Origin of the sequence: Achromobacter insolitus (genome assembly GCF_002209555.1) — a bacterium.
Lineage (GTDB): Bacteria > Pseudomonadota > Gammaproteobacteria > Burkholderiales > Burkholderiaceae_B > Achromobacter > Achromobacter insolitus.
Genome location: NZ_NJIF01000001.1, coordinates 150,144 through 175,816, shown reverse-complemented (window position 1 = coordinate 175,816; position 25,673 = coordinate 150,144). Strand labels below are relative to the sequence as shown.

22 protein-coding genes are annotated in these 25,673 nt (G+C 65.2%); 15 read left to right on the top strand and 7 right to left on the bottom strand.

The features are described from left to right. Positions 1-163: 163 nt before the first annotated feature. Together CEY08_RS00800 and CEY08_RS00795 are read right to left on the bottom strand one after the other, a co-directional pair. Positions 164-1,543 (bottom strand): sensor histidine kinase, encoded by a 1,380-nt coding sequence (locus CEY08_RS00800; RefSeq protein ID WP_088607596.1) that lies wholly within the window; start codon positions 1,541-1,543, stop codon positions 164-166. 115 nt (positions 1,544-1,658) lie between these two features. Continuing rightward, positions 1,659-2,348 (bottom strand): response regulator transcription factor, encoded by a 690-nt coding sequence (locus CEY08_RS00795; RefSeq protein ID WP_013392535.1) that lies wholly within the window; start codon positions 2,346-2,348, stop codon positions 1,659-1,661. 227 nt (positions 2,349-2,575) lie between these two features. Here CEY08_RS00795 and recA point away from each other — a divergent pair, with 227 nt between their 5' ends. Both recA and recX read left to right on the top strand, forming a co-directional pair. Then, positions 2,576-3,640: a recombinase RecA gene (gene recA, locus CEY08_RS00790; protein WP_042792639.1), complete on the top strand. Its 1,065-nt coding sequence runs from the start codon at positions 2,576-2,578 to the stop codon at positions 3,638-3,640. A 134-nt stretch (positions 3,641-3,774) separates the two neighbouring features. Beyond that, complete coding sequence (gene recX / locus CEY08_RS00785; protein WP_088607556.1) at positions 3,775-4,455, top strand: recombination regulator RecX; 681 nt, start codon at positions 3,775-3,777, stop codon at positions 4,453-4,455. Between the two features lie 27 nt (positions 4,456-4,482). Here the strand turns inward: recX and CEY08_RS00780 are convergent, their stop codons facing one another. Then, entirely contained in the window at positions 4,483-5,400 is a 918-nt protein-coding gene (locus tag CEY08_RS00780; protein WP_042792641.1) for a LysR family transcriptional regulator, read from the bottom strand. 141 nt (positions 5,401-5,541) lie between these two features. On the opposite strand from CEY08_RS00780, the gene metE reads away from it, so the two are divergent. The 13 genes from metE to ppa all read left to right on the top strand — a co-directional run bounded on the left by metE (position 5,542) and on the right by ppa (position 22,093). Then, the gene (gene metE / locus CEY08_RS00775; RefSeq protein ID WP_076812097.1) at positions 5,542-7,839 is read left to right on the top strand and encodes a 5-methyltetrahydropteroyltriglutamate--homocysteine S-methyltransferase; all 2,298 of its coding nucleotides are present in this window, start codon (positions 5,542-5,544) and stop codon (positions 7,837-7,839) included. A gap of 127 nt (positions 7,840-7,966) precedes the next feature. Continuing rightward, positions 7,967-11,938, top strand: a complete 3,972-nt coding sequence (locus tag CEY08_RS00770) for a Pls/PosA family non-ribosomal peptide synthetase (protein ID WP_076812099.1) — start codon at positions 7,967-7,969, stop codon at positions 11,936-11,938. Between the two features lie 210 nt (positions 11,939-12,148). Next, complete coding sequence (locus CEY08_RS00765) at positions 12,149-12,751, top strand: DUF2889 domain-containing protein (RefSeq protein ID WP_042792643.1); 603 nt, start codon at positions 12,149-12,151, stop codon at positions 12,749-12,751. 10 nt (positions 12,752-12,761) lie between these two features. Then, positions 12,762-13,922, top strand: coding sequence for an ADP-forming succinate--CoA ligase subunit beta (sucC, locus tag CEY08_RS00760; RefSeq protein ID WP_063641647.1), 1,161 nt, complete (start codon positions 12,762-12,764; stop codon positions 13,920-13,922). 100 nt (positions 13,923-14,022) lie between these two features. Next, entirely contained in the window at positions 14,023-14,904 is an 882-nt protein-coding gene (gene sucD, locus CEY08_RS00755) for a succinate--CoA ligase subunit alpha (RefSeq protein ID WP_006388410.1), read from the top strand. Between the two features lie 355 nt (positions 14,905-15,259). Next, a complete protein-coding gene (locus tag CEY08_RS00750) occupies positions 15,260-15,958 on the top strand; it encodes a TerC family protein (protein ID WP_042792645.1) in 699 nt (232 codons plus the stop codon). A 112-nt stretch (positions 15,959-16,070) separates the two neighbouring features. Further along, on the top strand, positions 16,071-16,790 hold the full coding sequence (locus CEY08_RS00745; RefSeq protein WP_042792646.1) for a TerC family protein: 720 nt from the start codon (positions 16,071-16,073) through the stop codon (positions 16,788-16,790). Next, the gene (locus CEY08_RS30255; protein WP_042792647.1) at positions 16,777-16,899 is read left to right on the top strand and encodes a hypothetical protein; all 123 of its coding nucleotides are present in this window, start codon (positions 16,777-16,779) and stop codon (positions 16,897-16,899) included. The genes CEY08_RS00745 and CEY08_RS30255 overlap by 14 nt, the downstream gene beginning before the upstream one ends. Positions 16,900-16,908: 9 nt before the next feature. After that, positions 16,909-17,856 (top strand): hydroxymethylbilane synthase, encoded by a 948-nt coding sequence (gene hemC, locus CEY08_RS00740; protein WP_076812101.1) that lies wholly within the window; start codon positions 16,909-16,911, stop codon positions 17,854-17,856. Continuing rightward, positions 17,856-18,674 carry a uroporphyrinogen-III synthase gene (locus CEY08_RS00735; RefSeq protein WP_076812102.1) on the top strand — a complete coding sequence of 273 codons (819 nt, stop codon included), beginning with the start codon at positions 17,856-17,858 and terminating at the stop codon, positions 18,672-18,674. The genes hemC and CEY08_RS00735 overlap by 1 nt, the downstream gene beginning before the upstream one ends. 37 nt (positions 18,675-18,711) lie before the next feature. Further along, on the top strand, positions 18,712-19,905 hold the full coding sequence (locus tag CEY08_RS00730; RefSeq protein WP_063642305.1) for a uroporphyrinogen-III C-methyltransferase: 1,194 nt from the start codon (positions 18,712-18,714) through the stop codon (positions 19,903-19,905). Between the two features lie 5 nt (positions 19,906-19,910). Continuing rightward, entirely contained in the window at positions 19,911-21,530 is a 1,620-nt protein-coding gene (locus CEY08_RS00725; protein ID WP_076812105.1) for a heme biosynthesis HemY N-terminal domain-containing protein, read from the top strand. Positions 21,531-21,562: 32 nt separating this feature from the next. Further along, positions 21,563-22,093, top strand: a complete 531-nt coding sequence (gene ppa, locus CEY08_RS00720; RefSeq protein WP_042792650.1) for an inorganic diphosphatase — start codon at positions 21,563-21,565, stop codon at positions 22,091-22,093. A 259-nt stretch (positions 22,094-22,352) separates the two neighbouring features. Here the strand turns inward: ppa and CEY08_RS00715 are convergent, their stop codons facing one another. The 4 genes from CEY08_RS00715 to CEY08_RS00700 all read right to left on the bottom strand — a co-directional run bounded on the left by CEY08_RS00715 (position 22,353) and on the right by CEY08_RS00700 (position 25,625). Continuing rightward, on the bottom strand, positions 22,353-23,171 hold the full coding sequence (locus CEY08_RS00715; RefSeq protein ID WP_088607555.1) for an IclR family transcriptional regulator: 819 nt from the start codon (positions 23,169-23,171) through the stop codon (positions 22,353-22,355). Between the two features lie 15 nt (positions 23,172-23,186). Further along, positions 23,187-23,969 carry an SDR family NAD(P)-dependent oxidoreductase gene (locus CEY08_RS00710; protein WP_232033753.1) on the bottom strand — a complete coding sequence of 261 codons (783 nt, stop codon included), beginning with the start codon at positions 23,967-23,969 and terminating at the stop codon, positions 23,187-23,189. Beyond that, entirely contained in the window at positions 23,948-25,159 is a 1,212-nt protein-coding gene (locus CEY08_RS00705; RefSeq protein ID WP_063961857.1) for an ABC transporter substrate-binding protein, read from the bottom strand. Before CEY08_RS00705 ends, CEY08_RS00710 begins: the two co-directional genes overlap by 22 nt. 67 nt (positions 25,160-25,226) lie before the next feature. After that, positions 25,227-25,625 (bottom strand): cupin domain-containing protein, encoded by a 399-nt coding sequence (locus CEY08_RS00700; protein ID WP_042792653.1) that lies wholly within the window; start codon positions 25,623-25,625, stop codon positions 25,227-25,229. Between the last annotated feature and the right edge of the window lie 48 nt (positions 25,626-25,673).

Below are 25,673 nucleotides of genomic sequence, written 5' to 3'. Positions count from 1 at the left end.
TGTGGCCGGCGGTGGTCCGCCGTGCTCCGCCCGCCGCCGGTGAGCCGACATTGAGCTATACGCAACATTGGGGGGCGAGGCTGACGAGGTTCTGACGAGATCCTTACTTGAATCTTAAAATTGAAACAATGAGTAACTTTAGCCAGGGACGCTAGGGATAGTCCTAGGGGGCGGTTGGGGAGTCCGGGGCCTCGGTATACAGCGGAAAAACCACGCGCACCCGCATGCCAGGCAGGTCTGAGTGCGCCGTGGGGTGATCGCTGATTTCGACGCTGGCCTGATGCTTCTGGGCGATTTCCCGCACGATTGCCAGGCCCAGGCCACTGCCGTCGGACGCGGTACCCAGCACACGGTAGAAACGGTCGAATACGCGTTCCCGTTCTTCGGGCGGGATCCCGGGGCCGGAATCCTCGACCTCCAGCACCGCATGCCCGCCGAGGCTTTGCACGCGCACCGTGATGTGGCCGCCGCGCGGCGTGTAGCGCAGCGCGTTGTCGACCAGGTTGTTGAGCAGCTCGGCCAGCAGCAGCGGATTGCCGTTGATCTCCACCGGGTGGTCCGAACCCTCGAAGCCCAGGTCGGTACTCAGCGATAGCGCCTGCGGCACCCAGTGCATGGCCTGTTCATAGGCAATGGTGTTGAGGTCCGTGCGGGTCAGGCCGATGGCGCTGGGGTTTTCAGCCCGCGCGAGCAACAGCAGCTGGTTTACCAGGCGCGTGGCGCGTTCCGAGCCGGTCACGAGCTGGCGCAGGCTGGATTGCATTTCCTCGGGGCTGGCGTCGCGCAGCGCCAGCTCGGCTTGGGTGCGCAGGCCGGCCAGCGGCGTTTTAAGCTGGTGCGCGGCGTCCGCGACGAAGCGGCGTTGCGCCTGCACGTTGGACGAGAGCCGGTCCAGCAAATCGTTCATCGCGGCCACCAGGGGTGCGATTTCGGTGGGCGCGGCGCGTTCGTCGATCGGCGAGAGATCGTCCGGGCGGCGTGCCCGCAGGCGCTGCTGCAGCGCGTTCAGCGGTGCGACGCCCCGCGACAGCCCGAACCACACCAGGAGCACGGCGACGGGCAGCACCACGAACTGCGGGATGATCACGCCTTTGATGATGTCGTTGGCCAGTTGCGTGCGTTTTTCGACAGTCTCCGCAGCAATCAGCAGGGCCGGTTGCGTATCGGGCAGGTGCAGATCCACCCAGGTGAACGCGAGCCGGATCCCGAACCCGCGCAAGGTCGCGTCTTCGTACTGCACTTCGCCGGGGCGGGGCTGGCCCACGGTGGAAGGCAGGGGCAGGGCGCGGTCGCCGCCCAGGTATTCGCCCCGGCTGCCCAGCGCCAGCCAGAACACGCTGTCGGTCTCGTCGGCGTGCAGCACCTCGCGCGCGGTGTCGGTCATCTTCAGCACCGCCCGGCCGTCCTGCGCGTGGACCTGCAGGGTCAGCACGTGGAGATTGTTGGCCAGCGCCCGGTCATAAGGCACGTTGGCAATGTTCTGCGCCACCACATAGGTAATGGCGACGCTCATGGGCCACAACAGGAATAGCGGCGCCAGCATCCAGTCCAGGATTTCGCCCAGCAGGGAACGTTGCGGCGGTGCGAAGCTCGGGCCCTTGGCCCCGGCCCGCATCACATCCAGTGCTTCCTGGTTCAGCGCTTCCGGCGGCGCCGCTTCAGCTTGCGAGGTACGCCGCACCCTGGTCCCGCTCAAGACAGTAGCCCAGGCCGCGCACGGTCACGATCTTCACGCCGCTGGGCTCCAGCTTCTTGCGCAGGCGGTGGACGTAGACCTCGATGGCGTTGGTGCTGACTTCCTCGCCCCATTCGCACAGGTGGTCGACGAGCTGGGTCTTGCTGACCATGCGGCCGCTGCGGGTCAGGAGGATTTCGAGCAGGCTGACTTCGCGCGCCGACAGGTCCAGGGTCTGGTCGTCGACCATGGCCACGCGGCCCGTCTGGTCGAACAACAGGCGGCCGTGCTTGATCATGGTGGCGCCGCCGCCGGCGCCGCGCCGGGTCAGGGCCCGTACGCGGGCCTCGAGCTCGGACAGCGCAAAGGGCTTGGCCATGTAGTCGTCGGCGCCGAGGTCCAGGCCCTTGACGCGTTGTTCGATGCTGTCGGCGGCGGTCAGAATGAGCACGGGCAGTGCGGAATTGCGCGCGCGCAGGCGGCGCAGCACCTCCAGCCCGGCCAGTTGCGGCAGGCCGAGGTCCAGGATGAGCAGGTCGAAGGCCTGGGCCGCCAGCGCGGAATCGGCCGCCAGGCCGTCGCGCACCGCATCCACGGCGTAACCGTTGTGGCGCAACGAACGGGACAGGCCGTCGGCCAGGATGCTGTCGTCTTCGGCGATCAGGATACGCATGGGCTACAGTGAAATAAGACCGCGCGGCGCAAAGGGGACGAAACGCCGGGTTCGTCGGGCATTCTGGCATATGGCGCCAACCTTGCCACTCAGGGTATACGTGCAAAATACTGGCACACTGTATTTTTGTACAGTACAATCCGATGCCATAATCTGATCCGTAGCTCAAAGCACCGCCAGACCCGCAATCCCCCTCGACACCAGATACGTTACAGACAGGACTCTACATGGACGACAAAACCACCAAGGCCGCCGCATCGGAAAAGGCCAAGGCGCTTGCCGCCGCGCTTTCGCAGATCGAAAAGCAGTTCGGCAAGGGCTCGATCATGCGCTACGGCGACAACGAGGTTTCGCACGACATCCAGGTGGTTTCCACGGGCTCTTTGGGCCTGGACATCGCGCTGGGCGTTGGCGGCCTGCCGCGTGGCCGCGTGGTCGAAATCTACGGTCCGGAATCCTCGGGGAAGACCACGCTGACGCTGCAAGTGGTCGCTGAAATGCAAAAACTGGGCGGCACCTGCGCCTTCGTCGACGCCGAACACGCGCTGGACGTGCAGTACGCTTCCAAGCTGGGTGTCAACCTGTCCGACCTGCTGATCTCCCAACCGGACACGGGCGAGCAAGCCCTGGAAATCACCGACGCTCTGGTGCGCTCCGGTTCGGTTGACCTGATCGTCGTCGACTCGGTGGCCGCGCTGGTGCCCAAGGCTGAAATCGAAGGCGAAATGGGCGACTCGCTGCCCGGCCTGCAGGCCCGTCTGATGAGCCAGGCGCTGCGCAAGCTCACCGCCACCATCAAGAAGACCAATTGCATGGTCATCTTCATCAACCAGATCCGCATGAAGATCGGCGTGATGTTCGGCAACCCCGAAACCACCACCGGCGGCAACGCGCTCAAGTTCTACGCCTCCGTGCGCCTGGATATCCGCCGCATTGGTTCGATCAAGAAGGGTGACGAGGTCGTCGGCAACGAAACCCGCGTCAAGGTCGTGAAGAACAAGGTTGCGCCGCCGTTCAAGCAGGCTGAGTTCGACATCATGTACGGCGCCGGTATTTCGCGCGAAGGCGAAATCATCGACCTGGGCGTGGCCGCAAACGTCGTGGACAAGTCCGGTGCCTGGTACAGCTACAACGGCAACCGCATCGGGCAGGGCAAGGACAATGTCCGCGAATACCTGAAAGAGCACAAGGACCTGGCCATCGAAATCGAAAACCGCGTCCGCGAAAACCAGGGCATCGTCAGCCGCGCGGCCGAATTCGTGCCCACCGCGGAAGATACTGCCGAAGAGTAATCGGATCGGTGGCGGGCCTGGCGCGGCGGATTCAGATCCGCCGCTACCGGCCCGCATATCTTGTCGGGGCAGCCCGAACATGTGCGGCAGGCGCCAGGACGGGCCTGCCGTTATGCATAGCAAGCAGGATACGCATGAGCTGGAAACCGCCGCCCGCTTCAGCCGAACGCCTACGCGCCAAGCTGGACGATGAATTCGAAACCGTGGCCAAGCCCCAGGGCTTGCGCCGCACGTCGGATGTGCGCCGCGAGCAGGAAGCGGAATCCGGCGATGCGCCGGATTCATGGAGCCGCAGCTCGGAAGCGGGCAGTGCGCGGCGCGTGCGCCGCGCCGCTGCGGCCGAGGACGGTCCGGATGCCGATGGACAAGCCCGCAAGGGGCCTTCGTTGAAGATGCGGGCCGTGGGCTATCTGTCGCGGCGCGAACATGCCCGCGAGGAATTGGCGCGCAAGCTTGCCGCCCACGCCGAGGATCCGGCCGAGGTCGAGGCCGTGCTCGACGCCCTGGAAAAAGAAGGCTGGCTGTCCACCGAGCGCTTTGCGCAAAGCCTGGTCCATCGGCGCGCCTCGCGCCAGGGGGCGGCCCGTATCGTGCAGGAGCTACGCCAGCACGGCGTGGACGACAACCAGGTCGCGGAATTGCGCGAACAGTTGCGGGCCACTGAATACGATCGCGCGCTCGAAGTATGGAAAAAGCGCTTCAGCGCCAAGCCGGAAGACCGCGCGGCCTACGCAAAGCAGGCACGCTTTCTGGCCAGTCGCGGTTTTGCGCACGACGTGATCCGCCGCATCCTGGGCGAAAGCGACGGCGACTGAACGCCTCCGCAGCGGAGGCCTCGTGTCTTACTTTGCCGACTTGATCCCGGAAAGCGTCTTGAAGCAGACGTCGCGGGTGATGGTCAGGAATTCGTCGATATACGAGGCATCCGTGTCCTCGCTGCGCACCGTCGCGTACAGCGTGCGCCATACGCCTTGTGGCCCCAGCCGGCACTGGCGCAGCCATCCCTGGTTCATATATTCCGTCAGTGCCCAATTAGGCAGCGCGGCCACGCCGCGGTTGCTGGCGACCAGCTGCGCAATGATGGGCGTGAGCTCCGCGCGACGGATCGCGGCCGGTTCCACGTCGGCCGGATCGAGAAACGCCGTGAAAACGTCCAGGCGCTGTTTGTCCACCGGGTAGGTGATGAGCGTCTGGTCGGCCAATTGGTCCGGCATGATGAATTTGTTGCCCGCAAGCGGGTTGGATTCCGAGACGGCCAACACCAGCTCGTACTTGAACAGCGGCAGGTACTCCACTGCGTCCAGGGGCTGCGGGTCGGACGTGATGACCAGGTCCAGGTCGCCACGCACCAGAGCGGGCAGCGGAGCAAAAGAAAAAGCGGCGGACAGGTCCAGCGCCACGTCCGGCCACTGGGCGCGGAAGGCATCCAGTGCCGGCATCAGCCATTGAAAGCAGGAGTGGCAGTCGATGGCCAGATGCAGCCGGCCCGTGCGGCCCGCGGCCAGTCTTTGTAGATCTCGTTCGGTAGCGCGGATGCGCGGCAGCACCTCATCCGCCAGCGCCAGCACCCGTAGGCCCGCCGTGGTCAACCGCGCAGGCCGCGTGCGCCGGTTCAGTAAAGGAGTGCCCAGCCGGGTTTCCAGGTCGCGCAATTGGTGTGAAAGGGCCGACTGCGTAAGGTGCAGGCGTTCCGCCGCTTCCTGCAGGCTGCCGCCGTCGCGGATGGCGGTAAGCGTTTCAAGGTGACGGATTTCAAGCATGGAGGACGCGGCCGATTGGGAATAAGCTCATATTGTATGAGATTTACTCATTTTATGAATGTAGACATTGATTTTGATTCATTTTGATTTGGCCTCAGAATAGCTTTCACTTGAACAAATTTCGTCTAATGGTGGTAAATCATGACTGCTATTCATAATTTGGGTTTTCCCCGCATAGGCGCCCAGCGCGAACTGAAGCGCGCAGTCGAAGCCTATTGGGCCGGCCAGCGGACCGCTGAAGAACTCGAACGGACCGGGCGCGAGCTGCGCGCCAAGCACTGGAAGCTTCAGGCTGCCGCAGGTTTGAAGTTCGTGCCGGTGGGCGACTTTGCCTGGTATGACCAGATCCTCGAATGGACCGCGCTGCTGGGTGCTGTTCCGGCCCGCTTCGGCCAGAAGGATAGTGAGCCCGTCACGTTGGACACGCTGTTTCGCATGGGCCGTGGCCGCGCCCCGTCCGGCAAGCCGGCCGCCGCCTGCGAAATGACCAAGTGGTTCGACACCAACTACCACTACATCGTGCCCGAACTGGTGCCGGGCCAGACTTTCCGCATTGCGCGCGAATCGCTGTTCGAACAGGTCCAGGAAGCGCAGGAACAAGGCTACGCCGTCAAGCCTGTGGTGCCGGGCCCGCTGACCTGGCTGTATCTGGGCAAAGGCGACGCCTTTGCCGCTGGCGCCGCCGACGCGGGCAAGCTGCAACTGCTGGCGGCGCTGCTGCCGGTATACGAAGAAGTGCTGGCGCGCTTTGCCAAACTCGGCGTGCAGTGGGTGCAGATCGACGAACCCATCCTGGCGCTGGATCTGCCGCAAGCCTGGCGCGACGCATTCAAACAGGTTTATGAGCAACTGTCCGCCAGCCCGGTCAAATTGCTGGTGGCGACCTATTTCGACGGTCTGAAGGACAACCTGCCCACTGCGCTGGGCCTGCCCGTGGCGGGGCTGCACGTAGACCTGGTTCGCGCGCCCGAGCAGTTGGCCGAAGTGGTTTCCGGCCTGGGCGCCGAACAGGTGCTGTCGGCCGGCGTCATCAACGGCCGCAACATCTGGCGCACCGATCTGGACGCCGCCATCGCCACGCTGACCCCGATCAAGCAGCAACTGGGCGATCGCCTGTGGCTGGCGCCCTCGTGCTCGCTGCTGCATGTGCCGGTGGACCTGGCCTATGAAACCGATCTGGACGCCGAACTCAAGAGCTGGCTGTCGTTCGCTGCACAAAAGCTGGAAGAACTGAGTCTGTTGGGCCGTGCCCTGGATGGCGCGACGCAAGCGGGGGCGCAGGAAGGGCTGAGCAGGCAGCGCGCGGCGCTGGCCGCCCGCCGTTCGTCCGCCCGCATCCATAATCCTGCCGTCGCCCAGCGCATGGCTGCCGCCGCCGATGTATCGCGTGACCGCGCGCCGTTCGCCGGCCGTATCGCGCGTCAGCAGGAACAACTGGGGCTGCCCGCCTATCCGACCACCACGATCGGGTCGTTCCCCCAGACCGCCGAGATACGGGCCTTGCGTCGCGACTGGAAATCAGGCGCGTTGACGGACTCTGCCTACGAGACCGCCATCCGCAAGGAAATCGAGGAAGTCATCCGCTTCCAGGAAAAGGTTGGCCTGGACGTGCTGGTGCATGGCGAACCCGAACGCAACGACATGGTGGAATACTTTGGCGAATTGCTGGCCGGCTTTGCCTTTACCAAGAATGGTTGGGTGCAGAGCTACGGTTCGCGTTGCGTCAAGCCGCCCATCATTTTCGGCGACGTTGCCCGCCCCGCGCCGATGACCGTGGGTTGGTCGTCCTATGCGCAGTCTCTGACCGACAAGCCGGTCAAGGGCATGCTGACCGGGCCGGTCACCATCCTGCAATGGTCGTTCGTGCGCGATGACCAGCCGCGCGAGCAGACCTGCCGTCAGTTGGCGCTGGCGCTGCGTGACGAAGTGGTGGACCTGGAGGCTGCGGGCATCAGCGTCATCCAGATCGATGAGCCTGCCATCCGCGAAGGCTTGCCGCTGCGTCGCGCTGAATGGCAGGCGTACCTGGACTGGGCCGTGGATTGCTTCCGCCTGTCGACCGCCGGCGTGCGCGACGAGACGCAGATCCACACGCATATGTGCTATTCGGAGTTCAATGACATCATCGAATCCATCGCCGCCATGGACGCCGACGTGATTACGATCGAGACGTCGCGTTCCAACATGGATCTGCTCAAGGCGTTCGAGGACTTCCGTTACCCGAACGATATCGGCCCCGGCGTGTACGACATCCATTCGCCCAACGTGCCTGAAGTGGAGTGGATGGTTGGCCTGATGGAAAAGGCCGCTGCCCGGCTGCCCAAGGAGCGTTTGTGGGTCAATCCTGACTGCGGCCTGAAGACGCGGGCCTGGCCTGAAACCGAAGCCGCGCTGATCGGCATGGTGCAGGCTGCCCGGGCCTTGCGCCAGTCGGCCTGAGCCGGCCTGATGACTGCAAGCCACAACATGGGAGGCGGAACGGGCTTTTTTTTCAATCCTGCTTGAACGAAATCTTGCGGCATGGGTCAATACGCAAAAATCCCATTGCTGGATCCTTGCCGTTCCTATGATTCTCCAAGGCCTCTATCGGCCGGACCTGCTGCGTGCAGAGACGTTGCCCGATATTCTGGAAGCCACGATCCGCCGGCGTCCCGCCGCCGTCGCCATTCATTGGCTGGATCACATCCTCACTTATGACATGCTCGGACAGCGCGCCGACCTGGCCGCGCATCACCTGATCGCGGCCGGTGTGCGGCCCGGGCATATTGTGGGCCTGTGCCTGCCGCGCGGAGCCGACCTGCTCGTGATGCAGGCGGCCATCGCCAAGGCTGGGGCGGCGTGGCTGCCGTTCGAATCCGACACTCCACCAGACCGCATGCTGGCCTGCCTGCAGGACGCAGGCGCGAGCGGCCTCATCGCGGGCGCGGAGGTCAGGCTGGACGGCATGCAAACCTGGACGACCTGGGCGTTGTCGGAACGCGTGGAAGGTGTGTTGCGCAGGCGCGAAGGGCTGTTGCCCGAGCATCCCGCCTATGTCATCTATACCTCCGGCTCCACCGGCAAGCCCAAGGGCGTGCCCATCAGCCACGCCAGCATTTGCCATTTCCTGCGCAGCGAGAACGAAGTGCTGGGCGTGCGCCAGGAAGACAAGGTCTACCAGGGCTTTTCGGTGGCCTTCGACATGTCGTTCGAAGAGATCTGGATCAGCTATCTGGTCGGCGCGTCGTTGTGGGTCGCGCCCAAGATGCTGACCACGGATCCGGAAGGCTTGCCGGACGCCCTGGTGCGCGAAGGAGTCACCGTGCTGCACGCGGTGCCAACCTTGCTTGCGTTGTTTGCGCATGATGTGCCCGGGCTGCGCATCGTGAACCTGGGCGGCGAGGTCTGTCCGGATTTCCTGGTGCCGCGCTGGGCCACGCCCGGCCGGCGCTTGTTCAACACCTACGGTCCCACAGAAACGACGGTGTCCGCGAGCCTGGCCGAACTGTTGCCCGGCCAGCCTGTGACCATAGGCACGCCGCTGCCCAACTACGGCATGCTGGTGCGCGGCGAAGACGGCGCGGTGCTGCCGCAGGGGCAGGTCGGAGAGCTGTGCATCACCGGTCCCGGTGTGGCTGGCGGTTATCTGGGCAGGCCCGAACTGACAGCCGAGAAGTTCCTGGCCAATCCGCGGCCTTCGGGGGATCACGACACCCGCATGTATCGCAGCGGAGACTTGGCCCGCATTGATGAGCATGGGCAGATCCATTGCCTGGGCCGCAGCGACGATCAGGTGAAGGTGCGTGGATTCCGCGTCGAGCTCGGGGAAATCGAGGCTGCCTTGTATCGCTTGCCCGGCGTGGGCGCCGCGGCGGTAGTCCTGCGCGATCTGGCGGGAATCGAGCAGTTGGTGGCTTTCCTCAAGCCCGAGGGCGAGGCGAGGCTGGACTCGCACGCCCTGCGCGCCGCGTTGAGCGCGGACTTGCCCGCCTACATGATCCCGGCCCGCTTCGAGCTGGTGGCCGATGTTCCCCGGCTGACCTCCGGCAAGATCGACCGCAAGGCGCTGAAGGCGCGCGAGCTCGATGCCGTGTCCGAACCTTGCGTAGAGGATGACGAACCCGCTACGCCGGGCGAGCACGCCTTGTTCGAAGCGTTGAGGCCGTTGTTCCCGGGGCAGCCGCTGCGGCTGGCCAGCGACTTTTTCCGCGACCTGGGCGGCCATTCGCTGTTGGCCGCGCGCCTGGTGTCGTCGCTGCGCAAGCATCCGCAGTTCTCCGCCCTGACCATGCACGAGCTTTATCAGCATCCCGGGCTGGGCGCGCTGGCGGCCCGGCTGGACGCGCTGGCGATGGCGGCGGAGTCTGTGGGCGTCCCCGGCACCGACCGCGATCCGGCGGCGGCGCCCGAATGGCGCCGCTGGAGCTGCGGGCTCGCGCAGCTGGCGGCCTTGCCGCTGCTGATCGGCGTGCGAATGCTGATCTGGCTGACGCCGTTCTTCACTTATCACTATTGGACCGGCGATGAGGGCGATTCGGTCTGGCGCGCGGTGGTCCTGTCCATCGCCAGCTATCTGGCCTGCAATCTGCTGAGCTTCGGAGTGGCCGTCGCCTGCAAATGGGGCATCCTGGGCAGGCTCAAGCCCGGGCGGTACCCCCTTTACGGCTGGTTGTTTTATCGCTGGTGGCTGGTGGACAGGGTGATGGACATTCCGCCTGCGCATTTGCTGGCCGGATCGCCTTTGCAGGTCTGGTACCTGCGGGCGCTGGGGGCGCGCATAGGCCGCGACGCTTCCATCAGCCGCGTCTCCGTGCGCGCGCCAGACCTGCTGTCGGTGGGGAACGGCGTCAGCATTGGCGCCGCGGTGAACCTGGAGAACTTTTCGGTGCGTGGCGGAGAGTGGTCCGTTGCGCCGATCACGCTGGCGGACAACGCCTACATCGGCTCGTATTCGGTACTGCAGGGCGATGTGGCAATGGGCGAGGGCGCTCGCCTGGACGGACTGTCTTCGCTGGCGCAAGGCGCCCGGGTTCCCGCAGGCCAGATCTGGAGCGGGGCCCCGGCGCGGCATGATCCGCAGGCCCGTGCGCCCGAGTTGCCGCCGCGGCCCCGGCGCCAGGGAATCTGGAGCCGGCTGGACTGCGTGGCCTACGCGGGCGGGGGCACGCTCATCGCCGCCTTGTTCTTCATGCCCGTGTTCCCGAGCTTTGTGCTGATCGACTGGATCGATGCGCGTTGGCTGGATCTGATGGGCGCGCGAGTGCCCTGGCCTGAAGCGTTCCTGAGCTACTTGCTGCTGGCCTTGCCCGCCAGCGCCTTGCTGCTGCTCCTGACCGTGCTCGTGTCCGCGCTGCTGCGCTGGACGCTCTTGCCCCGGCTGGCCAGCGGGCGGTGGCCGGTCTATGGGCAGATCTATCTGCGGCGCTGGCTCACCAACCAGATCCAGGAGTCCAGCCTCAGCGTGCTGCATGGCCTGTACGCGTCGATCTACGCCGGCAACTGGTACCGGCTGCTGGGCGCGAAAGTGGGGCGCGGGACGGAAATCTCCACCGCCATGGGCGTGGTGCCGGACATGTTGACCCTGGGGCGCGACAGCTTCATCGCCGACGGCGTCATGCTGGGCGACGAGGAAATCGACGGCGGCTGGATGACGATGCGTCCCACCGTCATCGGCAACCGCAGTTTCGTCGGCAACGGCGCCTACGTGCCCGACGGATCGGTGTTGCCCGATGACGTGCTGATCGGCGTGCAGAGCCGCGCGCCTGCCAATGCCCGCATGGCCAGCGGGCAGACCTGGCTAGGCAATCCACCGCTGGCGCTGCCCGCGCGTGAGCAGACGGCTGGTTTTCCGGCGCATCTGACGTTCCGGCCAAGCCTGGCCCGCAAGGTCCTGCGGGGCAGTGTCGAAGGCCTGCGGATGATCCTGCCCCTGGCCGTGGTGATCGCCGTGGGTTACCTGACCGTGATGAGGGTCATCCCCATGGCCGCGCGCGAAGGGTTTATCTCCGCCTTTGACGAGCTGATGCTGGCCGGCGTGCTGTACGGCGTGGGGGCCTTTCTGTTCCTGGTGGCGTTGAAATGGGCGTTGATCGGACGCTACAAGCCTCGTGCCGAGCCAATGTGGACGCCGTTCGTGTGGAAGAGCGAAGCGGTCACCAGCCTGTACGAATCCATCGCAGTTCCCAACTTCTTCAACTTCCTGCGGGCGACGCCCTGGCTGCCGCTGGCTCTGCGCTGCATGGGCGCGCGTATCGGCAAGCGCGTCTTCATGGACACCACCGACATCACCGAATACGACTGCGTGTCGGTCGGCGACGACGCGGTGCTGCACGCCTGGTCCGGGCCGCAAACCCACCTGTTCGAAGACCGGGTCATGAAGATCGGCATGGTCCGCATCGGCGCAGCCGTCAATGTGGGGCCGCGCAGCACCATTCTCTATGACACCCGGGTCGAGCCGGGCGCGCGTCTCGGTCCGTTGACGCTGGTGCTCAAGGGCGAGGCCATCCCGGCGGGCCAGGCCTGGATAGGCAGTCCGGCCACTCCCTGGACGCAGCGGTAGTTCCGGCGTGGCGGCGGGGCCAGACTGGGCGTGGGCGGGATCAATGGGTTTTCCAGCTATGGCCCCATATTTTCCCGCGTGCGGGCCGGGCCCTGCGGCGAGGCGTCAGGCGGCGGACAAGGCGCTTGATCGAGAGCTGCCTGCGCTATACTTTGAAGGTTTTGTTGCCGCGCACCATGCGCAGGCATCTTCGCCCCGCAGGCCCCCAGCATGCCCTTGCCACCGCCGGACTATCCTCGCCAACCATTGCACACGCGTTCCATACGCGTGCAGTCGTATGCGCGCGAAGACGGGCTCTGGGACCTGGAAGCCGAGCTGATCGACGTCAAGGCGTACGATTTTCCCAAGCGCGACGGCGAGATGTTCAAGGCCGGACAACCTATCCATCACATGCATCTGCGCATCACCATCGACGAGAATTTCTCGATCGTGGCGGCGCAGGCCGTCTATGACGCAGCTCCTTATGGCGAGCATTGCATGGCCATCGAACCGGCTTACACTGATCTGATCGGAATGAACCTGCTCAAAGGGTTCCGCCGGCAGGTCAAAGAGCGGTTCGGGCACGTGGAGGGCTGTACGCACATGACCGAGCTGTCGCAGGTGCTTCCCACCGCGGCGGTCCAGACCATGGCCAATCGCCGGCGGCAGGAAAACAACCCGAACCGGCGTCCATTCCAATTGGACGGCTGCCATGCGCTGAGCACCCGCGGCCCGGTGGTGGCTGAGCACTATCCCAAGTGGTACACGGGGGGTAGCGCTGAGGCATCGGCCGATTCGTCCTCCGATTCACCTTCTTTTTCTCATACGTCCTGACAGGTAACACATGAAAATCCACGAGTATCAAGGCAAGGAACTGCTGAAGCAATTTGGCGTCCCCGTGCCGCGCGGGATTCCCGCTCTTTCCGTCGACGAGGCCGTGGCTGCCGCTGAAAAGCTGGGTGGACCGGTTTGGGTCGTCAAGGCACAAATCCACGCGGGCGGCCGCGGCAAGGGCGGCGGCGTGAAGCTGGCCCGCTCGCTGGACGACGTGCGCAAGCTGGCCTCGGAAATCCTGGGCATGCAGCTGGTCACGCACCAGACCGGCCCGGAAGGCCAGAAGGTCCGCCGCCTGTACATTGAAGACGGCGCCGACATCCAGAAGGAATACTACGTGTCGCTGGTCACCGACCGCGCCACCCAGAAGGTCGCTTTCATCGCTTCCAGCGAAGGCGGCATGGACATCGAGGAAGTGGCGCACTCCACTCCCGAGAAGATCATCACCGAGTACATCGATCCGCTGACCGGCCTGTCGGCCGAGCAAGCCACCAAGATCGCCAACGCGATCGGCCTGCCCGCCGACTCCACCGCCCAGGCCGTGGACGTGTTCCAGAAGCTGTATCGCTGCTACATGGAAACCGATGCCTCGCTGGTCGAAATCAACCCGCTGAACCGCGACAGCAAGGGCAACATCATCGCCCTGGACGCCAAGTTCAACTTCGACTCCAACGCGCTCTTCCGTCATCCGGAAATCGTCGCCTATCGTGACCTGGACGAAGAAGATCCCGCCGAAATCGAAGCCAGCAAGTTCGACCTGGCCTATATCCAGCTCGACGGCAACATCGGCTGCCTGGTGAACGGCGCCGGCCTGGCCATGGCCACCATGGACACCATCAAGCTGTTCGGCGGCGAGCCGGCCAACTTCCTGGACGTTGGCGGCGGCGCCACGGCCGAGAAGGTCACGGAAGCCTTCAAGATCATGCTCGCGAACAAGAGCGTGAAGGCCATCCTGGTCAACATCTTCGGCGGCATCATGCGCTGCGACGTCATCGCCGAAGGCGTGATCGCCGCTTGCAAGGCCGTCAACCTGAACGTGCCGCTGGTCGTCCGCATGAAGGGCACCAACGAAGAACTCGGCAAGAAGATGCTGGCTGACTCCGGTCTGCCGATCATCAGCGCCGACACGATGGCTGAAGCCGCCACCCGCGTCGTAGCCGCCGTCAAGTAAATATGCCCCCACGCCGCGCCCTTCGGCTTGCCGTCCCCCACGGGGGCGCTTTCCACCTCGGGGCGGCCTGGCGGTACAAAGAAAATCCAAGGATTCACAAATGTCGATTCTGATCAACAAGGACACCAAGGTCATCACCCAGGGCATCACGGGTAAGACGGGCCAGTTCCACACCCGCATGTGCCGTGAGTACGCGAACGGCAAAGCCGCCTTCGTGGCCGGCGTGAACCCCAAGAAGGCCGGTGAAGACTTCGAAGGCGTGCCGATTTTCGCCTCCGTGAAAGACGCCAAGGCTGACACCGGCGCGACCGTTTCCGTCATTTACGTGCCGCCCGCCGGCGCCGCCGCCGCTATCTGGGAAGCCGTCGAGGCCGAACTGGATCTGGTGATCTGCATTACCGAAGGCATCCCGGTCCGTGACATGCTGGAAGTCAAGAACCGCATGAAGGCCAAGGGCAGCAAGACCCTGTTGCTGGGCCCGAACTGCCCGGGTCTGATCACCCCCGACGAAATCAAGATCGGCATCATGCCCGGTCACATCCATCGCAAGGGCCGCATCGGCATCGTCAGCCGTTCGGGCACCCTGACGTACGAAGCCGTGGCGCAGGTCACCGAGCTGGGCCTGGGTCAATCCAGCGCCGTCGGCATCGGTGGCGACCCCATCAACGGCCTGAAGCACGTCGACGTCCTGAAGATGTTCAATGACGATCCCGACACCGACGCCGTCATCATGATCGGCGAAATCGGCGGTCCGGACGAAGTCAACGCCGCGCAGTGGGCCAAGGACAACATGAAGAAGCCCGTGGTCGGCTTCATCGCTGGTGTTACCGCCCCTCCCGGAAAGCGCATGGGTCACGCCGGTGCCCTGATCTCCGGCGGCGCCGACACTGCCGACGCCAAGCTGGAAGTCATGGAAGCTTGCGGCATCCGCACCACGCGCAACCCGTCCGAAATGGGCAAGCTGCTCAAGTCGGTGCTGTAAAAAGCATCAGGTCGTGGTGTCCGAACGCCTCTGGCGTCCGGCGCCCGGCCTGCTGGCGGACGCCCTGGCGTTGGTGCCAAACCCCTGGTTTCCAGCGCACGTATCCGCCTGCTCCAAGCCCGCCACGGCGGGCTTTTTTTCGTCTTTTTTTCGGCAATCCTAGGGAAATCCCGTGTCCATGCCGCGGCCTGGCAAACATACGGAAAGCTGAACGAAACTATAATGAAAGAAATTCCACGCGTACCAAGCAAGAATGCCGCCGGGCTCGCACCAAGGCGGTCAGTACGTTTTTTTCGTCTTATTTCACCCATTCATTTGGTTCGTCCTAGGGGGATCACACCTAGGAAAGAGAGGCATGGAACTTAGTTCAGCGGCATTCTGGATAGCGTTGCTCCAGATCATTTGGGTCAACATTCTGCTATCGGGCGACAACGCCGTGGTTATTGCGCTGGCGGCGCGTTCGCTGCCTCCGGCCCAACAGAAAAAAGCGATCGTCGTCGGCTCCGCCGCAGCGATCATCATGCGTATCGTGCTGACGCTAGTGGCTGCCAAGCTGCTGTTGCTGCCGTGGCTCAAGCTGATCGGCGCGCTGCTCCTGGTCTACATCGGCGTGACGCTGCTGTTGCCCGAGGGCGAGGAAGACGGCGGGGGCAAGACGCAGGGCAATCTGCTGACTGCAATCCGCACTATCATGATTGCCGACTTGGTCATGAGCCTGGACAACGTGGTGGCCGTCGCTGCCGCTGCCATGGGCGATACGACCTTGCTGGTGTTGGGCCTGGCCATCAGTATTCCGCTGGTCATCTTCGGCAGCACGCTGCTTCTGAAGGTCATCGAACGCTTTCCGGTCATCGTCTGGGTGGGCGCGGCGCTGCTGGGTTTCATCGCAGGCGAACTGCTGGTGGGCGATCCGGCCCTGCAGGAACCCGTGGCGCGCATCGACGCCGCCCTGGGTGTGACGCAGCACAGTTTTGCGCTGATGTCGGGCGCGCTGGGCGCGGTGCTGGTGCTGGCAATCGGCAAAGTTTTGCTGATGCGCCAGAAAGCTGACTGAAAGCTGAATTATACTAATAAGTTGTACTGAATAAGCTCGCCGCGCCATGCGCGGCGAGCCTCGCCGGACCGGGACCGGCCACTCTTTTCATAAATGCCTTCGGGGGTTCATAGTGCTTGAGTTTTTCCAGACGCTGAGTTGGGCAGCGGTATTCCAGATCATCCTCATCGACATCCTGCTCGGCGGCGATAACGCCGTCGTGATCGCGCTGGCTTGCCGCAATCTGGCGCCCAAGCAGCGCATGCAAGGCATTCTGTGGGGTACCGCCGGTGCGATTCTGCTGCGTGTGGTCCTGATTGCCTTCGCCCTGACGCTGCTGTCGATTCCCTTCCTGAAGGTCGTGGGCGGCCTGTTGCTGGTCTGGATCGGCGTCAAGCTCTTGATTCCCGAGGATGATGCCCATGGCAACATCAAGGGCGGAACATCCATCGCCGCGGCGATCAAGACCATCATCATCGCCGACTTCGTGATGAGCCTGGATAACGTGATCGCCATCGCCGGCGCGGCCCAGAACGCCCACGCCGACCACCAGATCGGCCTGGTCGCCTTCGGCCTGATCGTCAGCGTGCCCATCATCATCTGGGGCAGCACCCTGGTTCTCAAGCTCATCGACCGCTATCCGCTGGTCGTCACCTTCGGCGCTGCCTTGCTGGGCTGGATCGCCGGCGGCATGTTGATTACCGACGTGGTTGTCGAACGTCAATTCGGCGTGCAGCCCACTGCGGTTAAAATCGGCGCAGAAATCATTGGTGCCTTGCTGGTTGTTGTCCTTGGACGGTGGCTGGCAAGCCGCAAAACCGCTTCCAAGGAATCAGCACATGAGTCTGCGTAGATCCACCGATCCCCAGCAATCCGAATCGGGCCTGAGCCTTCTTCAGGGCCTGTTCGTGCTGGCCATCCTCGGGGTGGTCGCGACGGTCATCGTTTCCAATTTCGTTTGATGCCGTCTCGTGTCTCTACCGCAACGCCTGGTCATCGCGACCCGCGCCAGCCGGCTTGCCCTGTGGCAAGCCGAGCATGTGCGCGACCGGCTGCGCACGCTGTACCCGGCGTGCGCGGTTGAGCTTCTCACCCTGACGACCCGAGGCGATCAGATCCTCGACCGCACGCTCTCCAAGGTGGGCGGCAAGGGGCTCTTCGTCAAGGAACTCGAAAACGCGCTGCTCGACGGCCGGGCCGATCTGGCCGTGCACTCCTTGAAGGACGTGCCGGTCGATCTGCAGGCGCCGTTCGAGCTTTGCGCCGTCCTCGATCGCGCGGATCCGCGCGATGCCTTCGTTTCCAATACCCATGACTCGCTGGCCGATCTGCCGGCAGGCGCCATTGTCGGCACGTCCAGCCTGCGCCGCGAGTCCCAGATCCGCGCGCGCTACCCCAAGCTGGTGGTGAAGCCATTGCGCGGCAATCTCGACACCCGCCTGGGCAAGCTGGACAAGGGCGAATACGACGCCATCGTTCTGGCGGCCGCAGGACTGGAGCGCCTGGACTTGAGCGCGCGCATCCGCAGCCTGCTCGAACCCGCCGACAGCCTGCCGGCGGCCGGGCAGGGGGCCCTGGGCATCGAGATCCGGGACGACCGCGACGACATGCGCGCGTGGCTGGCTCCCCTGGTCAGCGCGGACACCACTTCCTGTGTGGTGGCCGAGCGCGCCGTCTCCCGCAAGCTGGGCGGGTCCTGCCAGGTGCCCCTGGCGGCGTATGCCGAGATCGCCGGGGGCACTTTGTCGCTGCGCGCCCTGGTGGCGTCGCCCGATGGTGTGCGCGTGGTCCGTACGGCCCGCAGCGGCCCGGTGGCCGATGCCCAGTCCATCGGCGAAGCCGCGGCCCAGGCGCTGCTGGATGCAGGCGCGCAGGACATCCTGCGCGAACTGCTGCAAGACGAACCCAGGTCCGACTGATGGCCGGGGCGTCCGCTGCCGCCGAACTGCCGCGGGTCGCCATTCTGACGCGGCCCGAGGGCCGTAACGAGGCATTGGCCGGCCGCCTGCTTGGCGCCGGCTGGACGCCCTGCATGCTGCCGGCCCTGGAAATCCAGGCGCTGCCCGTCGCGGCTGGCGGCCCGCCGCGGCCCGCCGACTACGACCTGGTCGTCTTCGTCAGCGGCAACGCGGCCAGACTGTATCTGGATCAGTGGGCGCAGTCGGACGGGACGGTTTCCTGGCCCACGGGCGTCATGGCTGCCACCGTCGGACCAGCCAGTGCCCAGGCCTTGCGCGAGTCCGCCTGTTTTGGCGCGAATACAACAGTTTTGCATCCCCCGGAAAGCGCGCCCAGCCACGATTCCGAGGCCCTCTGGGAGGTCTTGCTCGGCTTGCCGCAACTGCCTGGCCGCGTGTTGCTGGTGCGCGGCACCCAGGGCAGGGACTGGCTGGGCGACAAGCTCGAGGCGCACGGCGTGGCTGTGACCCGCCATGCGGCTTACCTGCGCCGTCCCGCCCGCTGGGACGCCGATCAAGTCGCCAGCCTGCGGCGCTGGGCCGACGCGGGAATTCCGGCCACCTGGCTCATCACCAGCGGGGAGGGCGCCGATGCGGTGCGGGCCGGTCTGCAGGAGGCGGGGCTGGCGGCCTGGTGGGCGCAATGCAACTTTGTGCTGACGCATCCCGCCCTGGAGCGCCGGATCCCGCAGGGCTGTCATCAAGGCAGGGCGCGGCCGATGGTAAAAATCTGCTTGCCCAACGACGAGTCGATATTCCAGGCTTTTGTTGCTGCTTGATTCGTTGCATCGGACTGACACCGAATACAATCGCGTCATGACAGACAAGACTCCCGCTACCGATCCGGTCGTTCCGACGGCCGCCCCGGGTGCAACTGCGCCCGCATCGGCCCCGGCCGATTCCGTCAAGGCCCGCCCGGCCAAGCGCGGCAGTGGACCGCTGGTTCCCGCGCTCATCATTCTCATCCTGCTGGCTGGCGGTCTGGGTTATGCCCTCTGGATGCAGCGCACCCAGTTCGTATCCGCCGGCCGCGAGGTCGCCACGCGCATCGATACCCTCACCACCGACCTCGCGCAGGCCCGCAAGGACACCCGCGAAGCCCTGGCCTTGGCGCAAGCCCAGGCTGGCCGCGTCGGTGAGCTCGAAGACACCGTGCGCGAGACCCAAAGCCAGTACAACGCCCTGCAACTGGCTTGGCAGAACTTCAACGACAGCGCCAGCGACGAATTGCTGGCGAACGACGTCGAGCGCCTGCTGACCATCGCAAACCAGCAACTGCGGCTGGCCGGCAACGTCTCCAACGCGATCGTGGCGCTCGAAACGGCGCAATCGCGCCTGGCGCGCGCCGACCGTCCGCGTTTCTCCAGCCTGCAGCAAGCCATCAATGGCGACCTGGATCGCCTGCGCGCGGTCTCCACCGTGGATATCCCTGCCCAGTCGGCCCGCATCGACCGCCTGGTGGCGCTCATCGGCAAGGCGCCTCTGCTGGTTCCGGATGCTGCCGCGCCTGGCGTGGCGCCGGCTGGCGAAAGCGCTCCTGCGGCCGCGCCGGCCCCCACGGTCGATCCGCTGGCCGGCCTGCCGGCCGACGCGCCCTGGTGGCAGCGTTGGCGCGCCGAGATGGCCTCCTGGCCCGGCCGTGCAGGCGCCGCACTGGCCCACGAGCTGGGCGGCCTGATCACCATCCAGCGCGTGGACGAACCCGCGGCCTTGCTGTTGTCGCCTGAACAGGCCGATCAAGTGCGCGGCACGCTGCGCCAGCGTCTGCTGACGGCGCAACTGGCCATGTTGATGCGCCAGCCCGCCGTCTGGAAGAGCGAGCTCGACAACGTCGGCGTCACGCTCGCCAAGTATTTCGACAACCGTTCCCCCGATACCGTCGCCGCACAGACGCTGGCGCGCGAACTGGCGCAAACCGACATCGCCGTGCGCATGCCGGAAGTGGCCGACAGCCTGAATGCCGTGGCTGCGCTGCGCGCAGCGGGCTTCAAGACCAGCGGACAGGACTGAGGCTTATGCGTACCTGGTTCTGGACACTGCTGCTCGCCGTTGTCGCCGTCGCCCTGGCGGTGGTCCTGCGTTCGCATTCGGGCAACGTGCTGTTGCTGGTCTGGCCGTGGCGCATCAGCATGTCGCTGACGCTGGCGGTCTTGCTGATCGTCGCGGCCTTCATCGTGCTCTATGTGGGCCTGCGCTTGCTGGCATGGCTGCTCGCCATTCCGGACCGCGTGCGGGCCTGGCGCGGCAAGCGCGCCCAGGCGCGCGATCACGAACTCCTGGAGCGGGGCTGGATCGGCCTGCTGGAAGGGCGCTACACCACCGCTGAAAAGGATCTGACCAAGCTGCTGGACCAGACCAAGGTCCAGACGCGCCGCGTCCTGGCGGCCCTGTCCGCGGCCCGTGCCGCGCATGGCCTGGGCGAATTCGATCGCCGCGACCGCCTGCTGGCGACGGCGCAGGAACAAGCCGGCACGGACGCCGGCCTGATCGAGGCAACCGCCACGGTGTCGGCCGACATGCTGCTGGACCAGGGCCGCGCCGAGCGCGCGCTGGCGGTGCTGGAGCCGCTGGCCGACGGTGGCGCGCGTCATCTGCACACCATGCGCTTGCTGCTGCGCGCCCACACGGCCCTGCATCACGACGAGCAGGTCTTCACGCTGGCGCGCGGCCTGGTGCGCCGCAATGCGTTGGCCCGCGCGGAAGCCGACCATCTGATCGACGCCTCGGGCGCCGCGCGCCTGCGCGCCGCCGCGGCGGGCGGCAACGATGCCTGGCGCGCCATCTGGAAAGACCTGAAGGCCGAAGAGCGCCTCTTGCCGGAAATCGCGCTGGCGGGCGCCGCCGCGTTCGAAGCGGCCGGCGAAGCCAGCGAAGCGGCCCGCGTGCTGGAAGCCGCGGTTGCCGTGAAATTCAATCCGGCCTTGGTGGCGGCCTACGCCCGCTGCGAAGCCGAGCAGGTTTCGCGCCGGCTGGCCCGTGCCGAGACCTGGCTGCAGCAGCGTCCCACCGATCCGGACCTGCTTACCGCGCTGGGCATGCTGTGCCTGAATGGCCAGCTCTGGGGCCAGGCTGAACGCTATCTGCTGCGCAGCCTCAGCCGCCGCAGCGATGCGCAGACGCACGCGCTGCTGGGCAGCCTGTATGACCGTCTGGACCGTCCCGCGGACGCTGTGCGCCACTGGCGGCTGGCGACGGCGGCCAGCATGGCGCTGCCCGTGCTGGCGGCGGATGCCGCCTTGCCCGCGGCGGACACCGGTTCGGATCCGTATCGCGTGGACGCCGAAGGCGGCTATGCGGTGGGCTTGTCCGATACCGATAGCGATGCCGATCTGGGCGGGGACTACCCCGCGCTGCCGCCGGCGGTGGCGGCTTCGGCCTCCGACTACGTGCTGGATCCCGACGCGCGCGTGAATAAAGAGCAACGCGAACGGGCGCTGGCTCCCGAAGATGCCCCGCTGGCCGGCGGCACCTCGGACATCGACGAGTACTTCGACAGCGCGCCGATTCCCGCGGCGGCTTTCGATGATCCCGTGCCCACGTATGCGCCGGCACAGCCCGCCGCGGCCAAGCCCGCGCCGGCCGGCGCGCCCGTGCCGGCGACCAAGCCGCCGTTCAAGGACGACGGCTCGATTTGAACAATCCTTCAGACACACAACAAGGTTGAATCATGAGTCTTGATCGCGTCTCCCCTGGCAAGAAGCTGCCGGAAGACTTCAACGTCATCATCGAAATCCCCATGAACGCCGACCCGGTCAAGTACGAGGTCGACAAGGACACGGGCGCGATTTTCGTTGACCGCTTCATGCTGACGGCCATGCACTACCCGTGCAACTACGGCTACATCCCGCAAACCCTGTCCGAAGATGGCGACCCCGCCGACGTGCTGGTGCTGACCCCGTTCCCGATCCAGATCGGCGCGGTCGTGCGCTGCCGCGCCATTGGCGTGCTGGAAATGGACGACGAGTCGGGCGGCGACGCCAAGCTGCTGGCCGTGCCTATCGAAAAGCTGTACCCCCCGTACCGCAACATCAAGACCTACGAAGACCTGCCGGCGGAAGACATCTCCCGCATCCAGCATTTCTTCGAGCACTACAAAGACCTGGAAAAGGGCAAGTGGGTCAAGGTCAAGGGCTGGAAGGGCCTGGAAGCCGCGCACGAAGAAATCGTGCGCAGCGCCGAGCGCTACAACAAGGCCTGATTCAGGTCGGGACCCGGCCGGCGGGTCCGGCGGGTTTTTGCCGCTGGGCCGCCCCAAGGCAAAAGCGCCCCCTCGGGGGGCAGCAAGCCAAAGGCGCGGCGTGGGGGCGATTTCTTCCGCCGGGCCGCCCCAAGGCAAAAGCGCCCCCTCGGGGGGCAGCAAGCCAAAGGCGCGGCGTGGGGGCGATTTCTTCCGCCGGGCCGCCCCAAGGCAAAAGCGCCCCCTCGGGGGGCAGCAAGCCAAAGGCGCGGCGTAGGGGCTACTTCGACTTGGCCGCTGTCTTGATGCGGCGCGGCCGCGACGGCATGATGCCGATCGCCGCCGCGCCGTTGCTTTGCGGGGCCTGCAGGTTATGTGACACCTGCGCCGCCGCGACCTGGATGCGCGCCTGCAAGATCTCCAGCCGCTCGGGGGTAGTGCGCGCCTCCGCGGCGATGAACACCAGGCTGCCCACCACCTTTTGCTCGGGACTGAAGATGGCGGATCCTATGCCTATCAGTCCGGGGTCGACTTCGCCGTGCGACACATACACGCCGGCGGCGCGCAGGCGCTTGAGGTTGGCGCGGAACTCGTCCCAGTCCTCGCCCAGTCCGGCTTCGCGGATTTCGGCGGCATGCCACAGCATCAGGTTGCGCAGTTGGTAGGGCGGCAGGTTCGCCAGGATGGGCTTGGCCGTGGCGCCATGGAACATGGTGTAGGGCCGGCCGCGCGCATAGCTGGATTCGATGGAATCGTCGGTCCAGTACCGATCCACGCACATGACCTTGTCGCCGTAGTAGTTGCACAGCATCAGGTTGGCGTGCAGCTCGTCGCCCGTGGCGCGCATGACCTCGCGCGCCGCGCGCATCAGCGGATCGTGTTGGCGCAGATGGCGGTCCAGTTCGATGATGCGCGATCCCAGCACATAGGCGCCGCCCGAGGTAGGCGCGAGCAGTCCGCTTTCGGTCAGCGACTTCAGATAGCGGTACGCCGTGGCGCGCGAGCAGTCCAGATGCGCCATGACGTCTTCCTGGAACGCGGCGGTGGTGTCGTCGCGAAATAGGTCGAGGATGGACAACATGCGGTCTGGAGTGCTCATTGCGGGAGGGCGTGCCTAGTGAATGTGGAAGCCGCCATTGACGTCGACCACGATGCCGGTTGAATAGGAGGACAGGTCCGAAGCCAGGAAGAGTATGGCTTGGGCGACTTCGGCGGGCGAGCCGAAGCGCTGCAGCGGAATGCCCTGTTTGAGTTCTTGCTCCCAATTTTCGCCGAATTTGCCCACCGTCATGTCCGTTTCGATGATGCCGGGCGCCACGCAATTGGCGCGCACGCCGCGTGGCCCCAGTTCACGGGCCAGCGCCTTGGTGAAGCTGATGACACCCCCTTTGGACGCGGCGTAATGCGAACCTCCCAGCAGGCCGCCGCCGCGCAGGGCGGCGGTGGATCCCAGGTTGACGATGGCCGGACGCCGCGGGCTATCCAGCAGTGCGGGCAGGGCCGCATGCGTGACGTTGTAGGTGCCGGTCAGGTTCACCTCCACCATGCGGCGGAATTCATCCTCGGGCAGGTCCCAGATGCGGGTGGCGGCGACGATGCCGGCATTGTTGACCAGCACATCGATGCCGCCGAGCGCTTGCTTGGCGCGGGCAACAGCGGCTTCGCAAGAGGCCGCGCGCGACACGTCGCAATGCAGGTCGATGCGGCCTGCGGCCAGCATTGCGTCGGCGCCATCCGGGTAGGTCTGGTCCAGCACGGCGACCGTGGCGCCCTGCGCGATGAAGAGGTCGACGATTGCCGCGCCAATGCCGCGGGGGTTGGCCCCCCCCGTGACAAGGGCGCGCTTGCCGGCCAGCAGTCCAAGCGCGCCGTCCATCACGATTTCACCAGCGGGCACGCACCGTCCTTCAGCGGACGGAAGGCCTGTTCGGCGGGAATCTTGCGCACCAGGTTGTAGTAGTCCCAATCGCGCTTGGATTCCGACGGCTTCTTGACCTGGAACAGGTAAAGGTCGCGCATGATGCGACCGTCTTCGCGAATGCGGCCGTTCTCGGTCATGAAGTCATTGATGGGCGTTTCATGCATCTTCTTGAGCACCGGTTCGGAGGCGTCGGTACCCGCAGCCTTGACGGCATTCAGGTAGTGCATGGCGGCGCTGTAGTTGCTGGCCTGGACCATGGACGGCATGCGGCCCGTCCGCTTGAAATAGCGTTCGGACCATTGCCGCGCCTTGTCGTCCTGGTCCCAATAGAAAGGTTCGACCAGGTTCAACCCTTGTGCGTATTCCAGCCCCACGCTGCGCACGTCCACGATGCTCATGAAGAGGGCGGCCACCCGTTGCTTGCTGCCCATGATGCCGAATTCGAACGCCTGCTTGATGCTGTTGATGGTGTCGCCGCTGCCGTTGGCCAGGCCGATCACCTGGGCCTTGGAAGCTTGCGCCTGCAGCAGGAACGAGGAAAAGTCCGCGCTTGCGATCGGGTGGCGCACGCTGCCGACCACCTGTCCGCCCTTGGACTTGACCACCGCCATGGCATCGCGTTCCAGCGAATGGCCGAAAGCGTAGTCGGAGGTGATGAAGTACCAGCTCTTGCCGCCGTCTTCCATGACGCCATTGGCCACGCCGGTAGCGTAGGCGTAGGTGTCGTAGGTCCAGTGCATGCCGTTGGGCGAGCAGGCTTTGCCGGTCAGGTCGGCCGATCCCGCGCTGGTGAAGATCACCACGCGCTTCATCTGGCGGGTCAGGTCCTGCACGGCCAGCGCGATCGCGGAGTTGGGCACGTCCAGGATCAGGTCGACCTTGTCGTTCTCGTACCAGCGGCGCGCGGTCGCCACGCCGATGTCCACCTTGTTCTGGTGGTCGGCCGAGATCACCTCGATGGGCTTGCCGAGCACCGTGCCGCCAAAATCCTCGACGGCCATTTTCACGGCTTCCACGCCGAACTTGCCGGACAGGTCGGCCATCATGCCGGACTGGTCGCCCAGCACGCCGATCTTCACGACGTCATCCGACACTTGCGCCTGGGCGGACACGGACAGGGCGCCCAGCACGCAGGCGGCCAGGCTGTTTTTGAAACGGGTCTTCATGGGTATGTCTCCTCGGGGGCTTCGTTCTTGTGCGCCGCCCTGTGCCGGACGGTCGCATCGGGGTGGGCTATTCCAGCGTCTGGCCGGCGTAGGCGTCGATGAACATATTGGGTTTCAGGAAAAAGCTGAGCACCAGGGCGCCGTTGGGTGCCCGCGCCACGTGCCGGTTGCCGCGCGGGCGCCACACGTAGTCGCCGGCGCAGACTTCGCCCTCGGCGTCGACGATCGAACCCTCCAGCACAAAGGTCTGTTCGACCTCTACGTGCTCATGCAAGGGCAGTTCGGTGCCGGGCTGCCAGCGGAACAGGGCGGTCAAGAGTCCGGTCTCCTTGTCCTGCATCAGCACCTTCATCTCGATGCCTTCCACTTGCGTGGGCTTCCACGGCAGATCGGCAACCTTGAGGAAGCGCGATGCCAAGGGCGGCAATGCGTTGGCTGCGGGGCAGCCGGGGGTTTCTAGGGCCATGGTGTCTCCTACCAGAACTCTTTATGAGAGATAAAGAAAAAATCTTGT

Excerpts from the sequence above, each read along its gene's own strand:
- recX (WP_088607556.1), top strand. The coding sequence starts at position 3,775 with ATGAGCTGGAAACCGCCGCCCGCTTCAGCCGAACGCCTACGCGCCAAG.
- CEY08_RS00750 (WP_042792645.1), top strand. The coding sequence starts at position 15,260 with ATGGAACTTAGTTCAGCGGCATTCTGGATAGCGTTGCTCCAGATCATT.
- CEY08_RS00770 (WP_076812099.1), top strand. The coding sequence starts at position 7,967 with ATGATTCTCCAAGGCCTCTATCGGCCGGACCTGCTGCGTGCAGAGACG.
- metE (WP_076812097.1), top strand. The coding sequence starts at position 5,542 with ATGACTGCTATTCATAATTTGGGTTTTCCCCGCATAGGCGCCCAGCGC.
- CEY08_RS00715 (WP_088607555.1), bottom strand. The coding sequence starts at position 23,171 with ATGAGCACTCCAGACCGCATGTTGTCCATCCTCGACCTATTTCGCGAC.
- sucD (WP_006388410.1), top strand. The coding sequence starts at position 14,023 with ATGTCGATTCTGATCAACAAGGACACCAAGGTCATCACCCAGGGCATC.
- CEY08_RS30255 (WP_042792647.1), top strand. The coding sequence starts at position 16,777 with ATGAGTCTGCGTAGATCCACCGATCCCCAGCAATCCGAATCGGGCCTG.
- CEY08_RS00765 (WP_042792643.1), top strand. The coding sequence starts at position 12,149 with ATGCCCTTGCCACCGCCGGACTATCCTCGCCAACCATTGCACACGCGT.
- CEY08_RS00800 (WP_088607596.1), bottom strand. The coding sequence starts at position 1,543 with ATGCTGGCGCCGCTATTCCTGTTGTGGCCCATGAGCGTCGCCATTACC.
- ppa (WP_042792650.1), top strand. The coding sequence starts at position 21,563 with ATGAGTCTTGATCGCGTCTCCCCTGGCAAGAAGCTGCCGGAAGACTTC.
- CEY08_RS00725 (WP_076812105.1), top strand. The coding sequence starts at position 19,911 with ATGCGTACCTGGTTCTGGACACTGCTGCTCGCCGTTGTCGCCGTCGCC.
- CEY08_RS00730 (WP_063642305.1), top strand. The coding sequence starts at position 18,712 with ATGACAGACAAGACTCCCGCTACCGATCCGGTCGTTCCGACGGCCGCC.
- CEY08_RS00795 (WP_013392535.1), bottom strand. The coding sequence starts at position 2,348 with ATGCGTATCCTGATCGCCGAAGACGACAGCATCCTGGCCGACGGCCTG.
- CEY08_RS00735 (WP_076812102.1), top strand. The coding sequence starts at position 17,856 with ATGGCCGGGGCGTCCGCTGCCGCCGAACTGCCGCGGGTCGCCATTCTG.
- CEY08_RS00700 (WP_042792653.1), bottom strand. The coding sequence starts at position 25,625 with ATGGCCCTAGAAACCCCCGGCTGCCCCGCAGCCAACGCATTGCCGCCC.
- recA (WP_042792639.1), top strand. The coding sequence starts at position 2,576 with ATGGACGACAAAACCACCAAGGCCGCCGCATCGGAAAAGGCCAAGGCG.
- sucC (WP_063641647.1), top strand. The coding sequence starts at position 12,762 with ATGAAAATCCACGAGTATCAAGGCAAGGAACTGCTGAAGCAATTTGGC.
- CEY08_RS00780 (WP_042792641.1), bottom strand. The coding sequence starts at position 5,400 with ATGCTTGAAATCCGTCACCTTGAAACGCTTACCGCCATCCGCGACGGC.
- CEY08_RS00705 (WP_063961857.1), bottom strand. The coding sequence starts at position 25,159 with ATGAAGACCCGTTTCAAAAACAGCCTGGCCGCCTGCGTGCTGGGCGCC.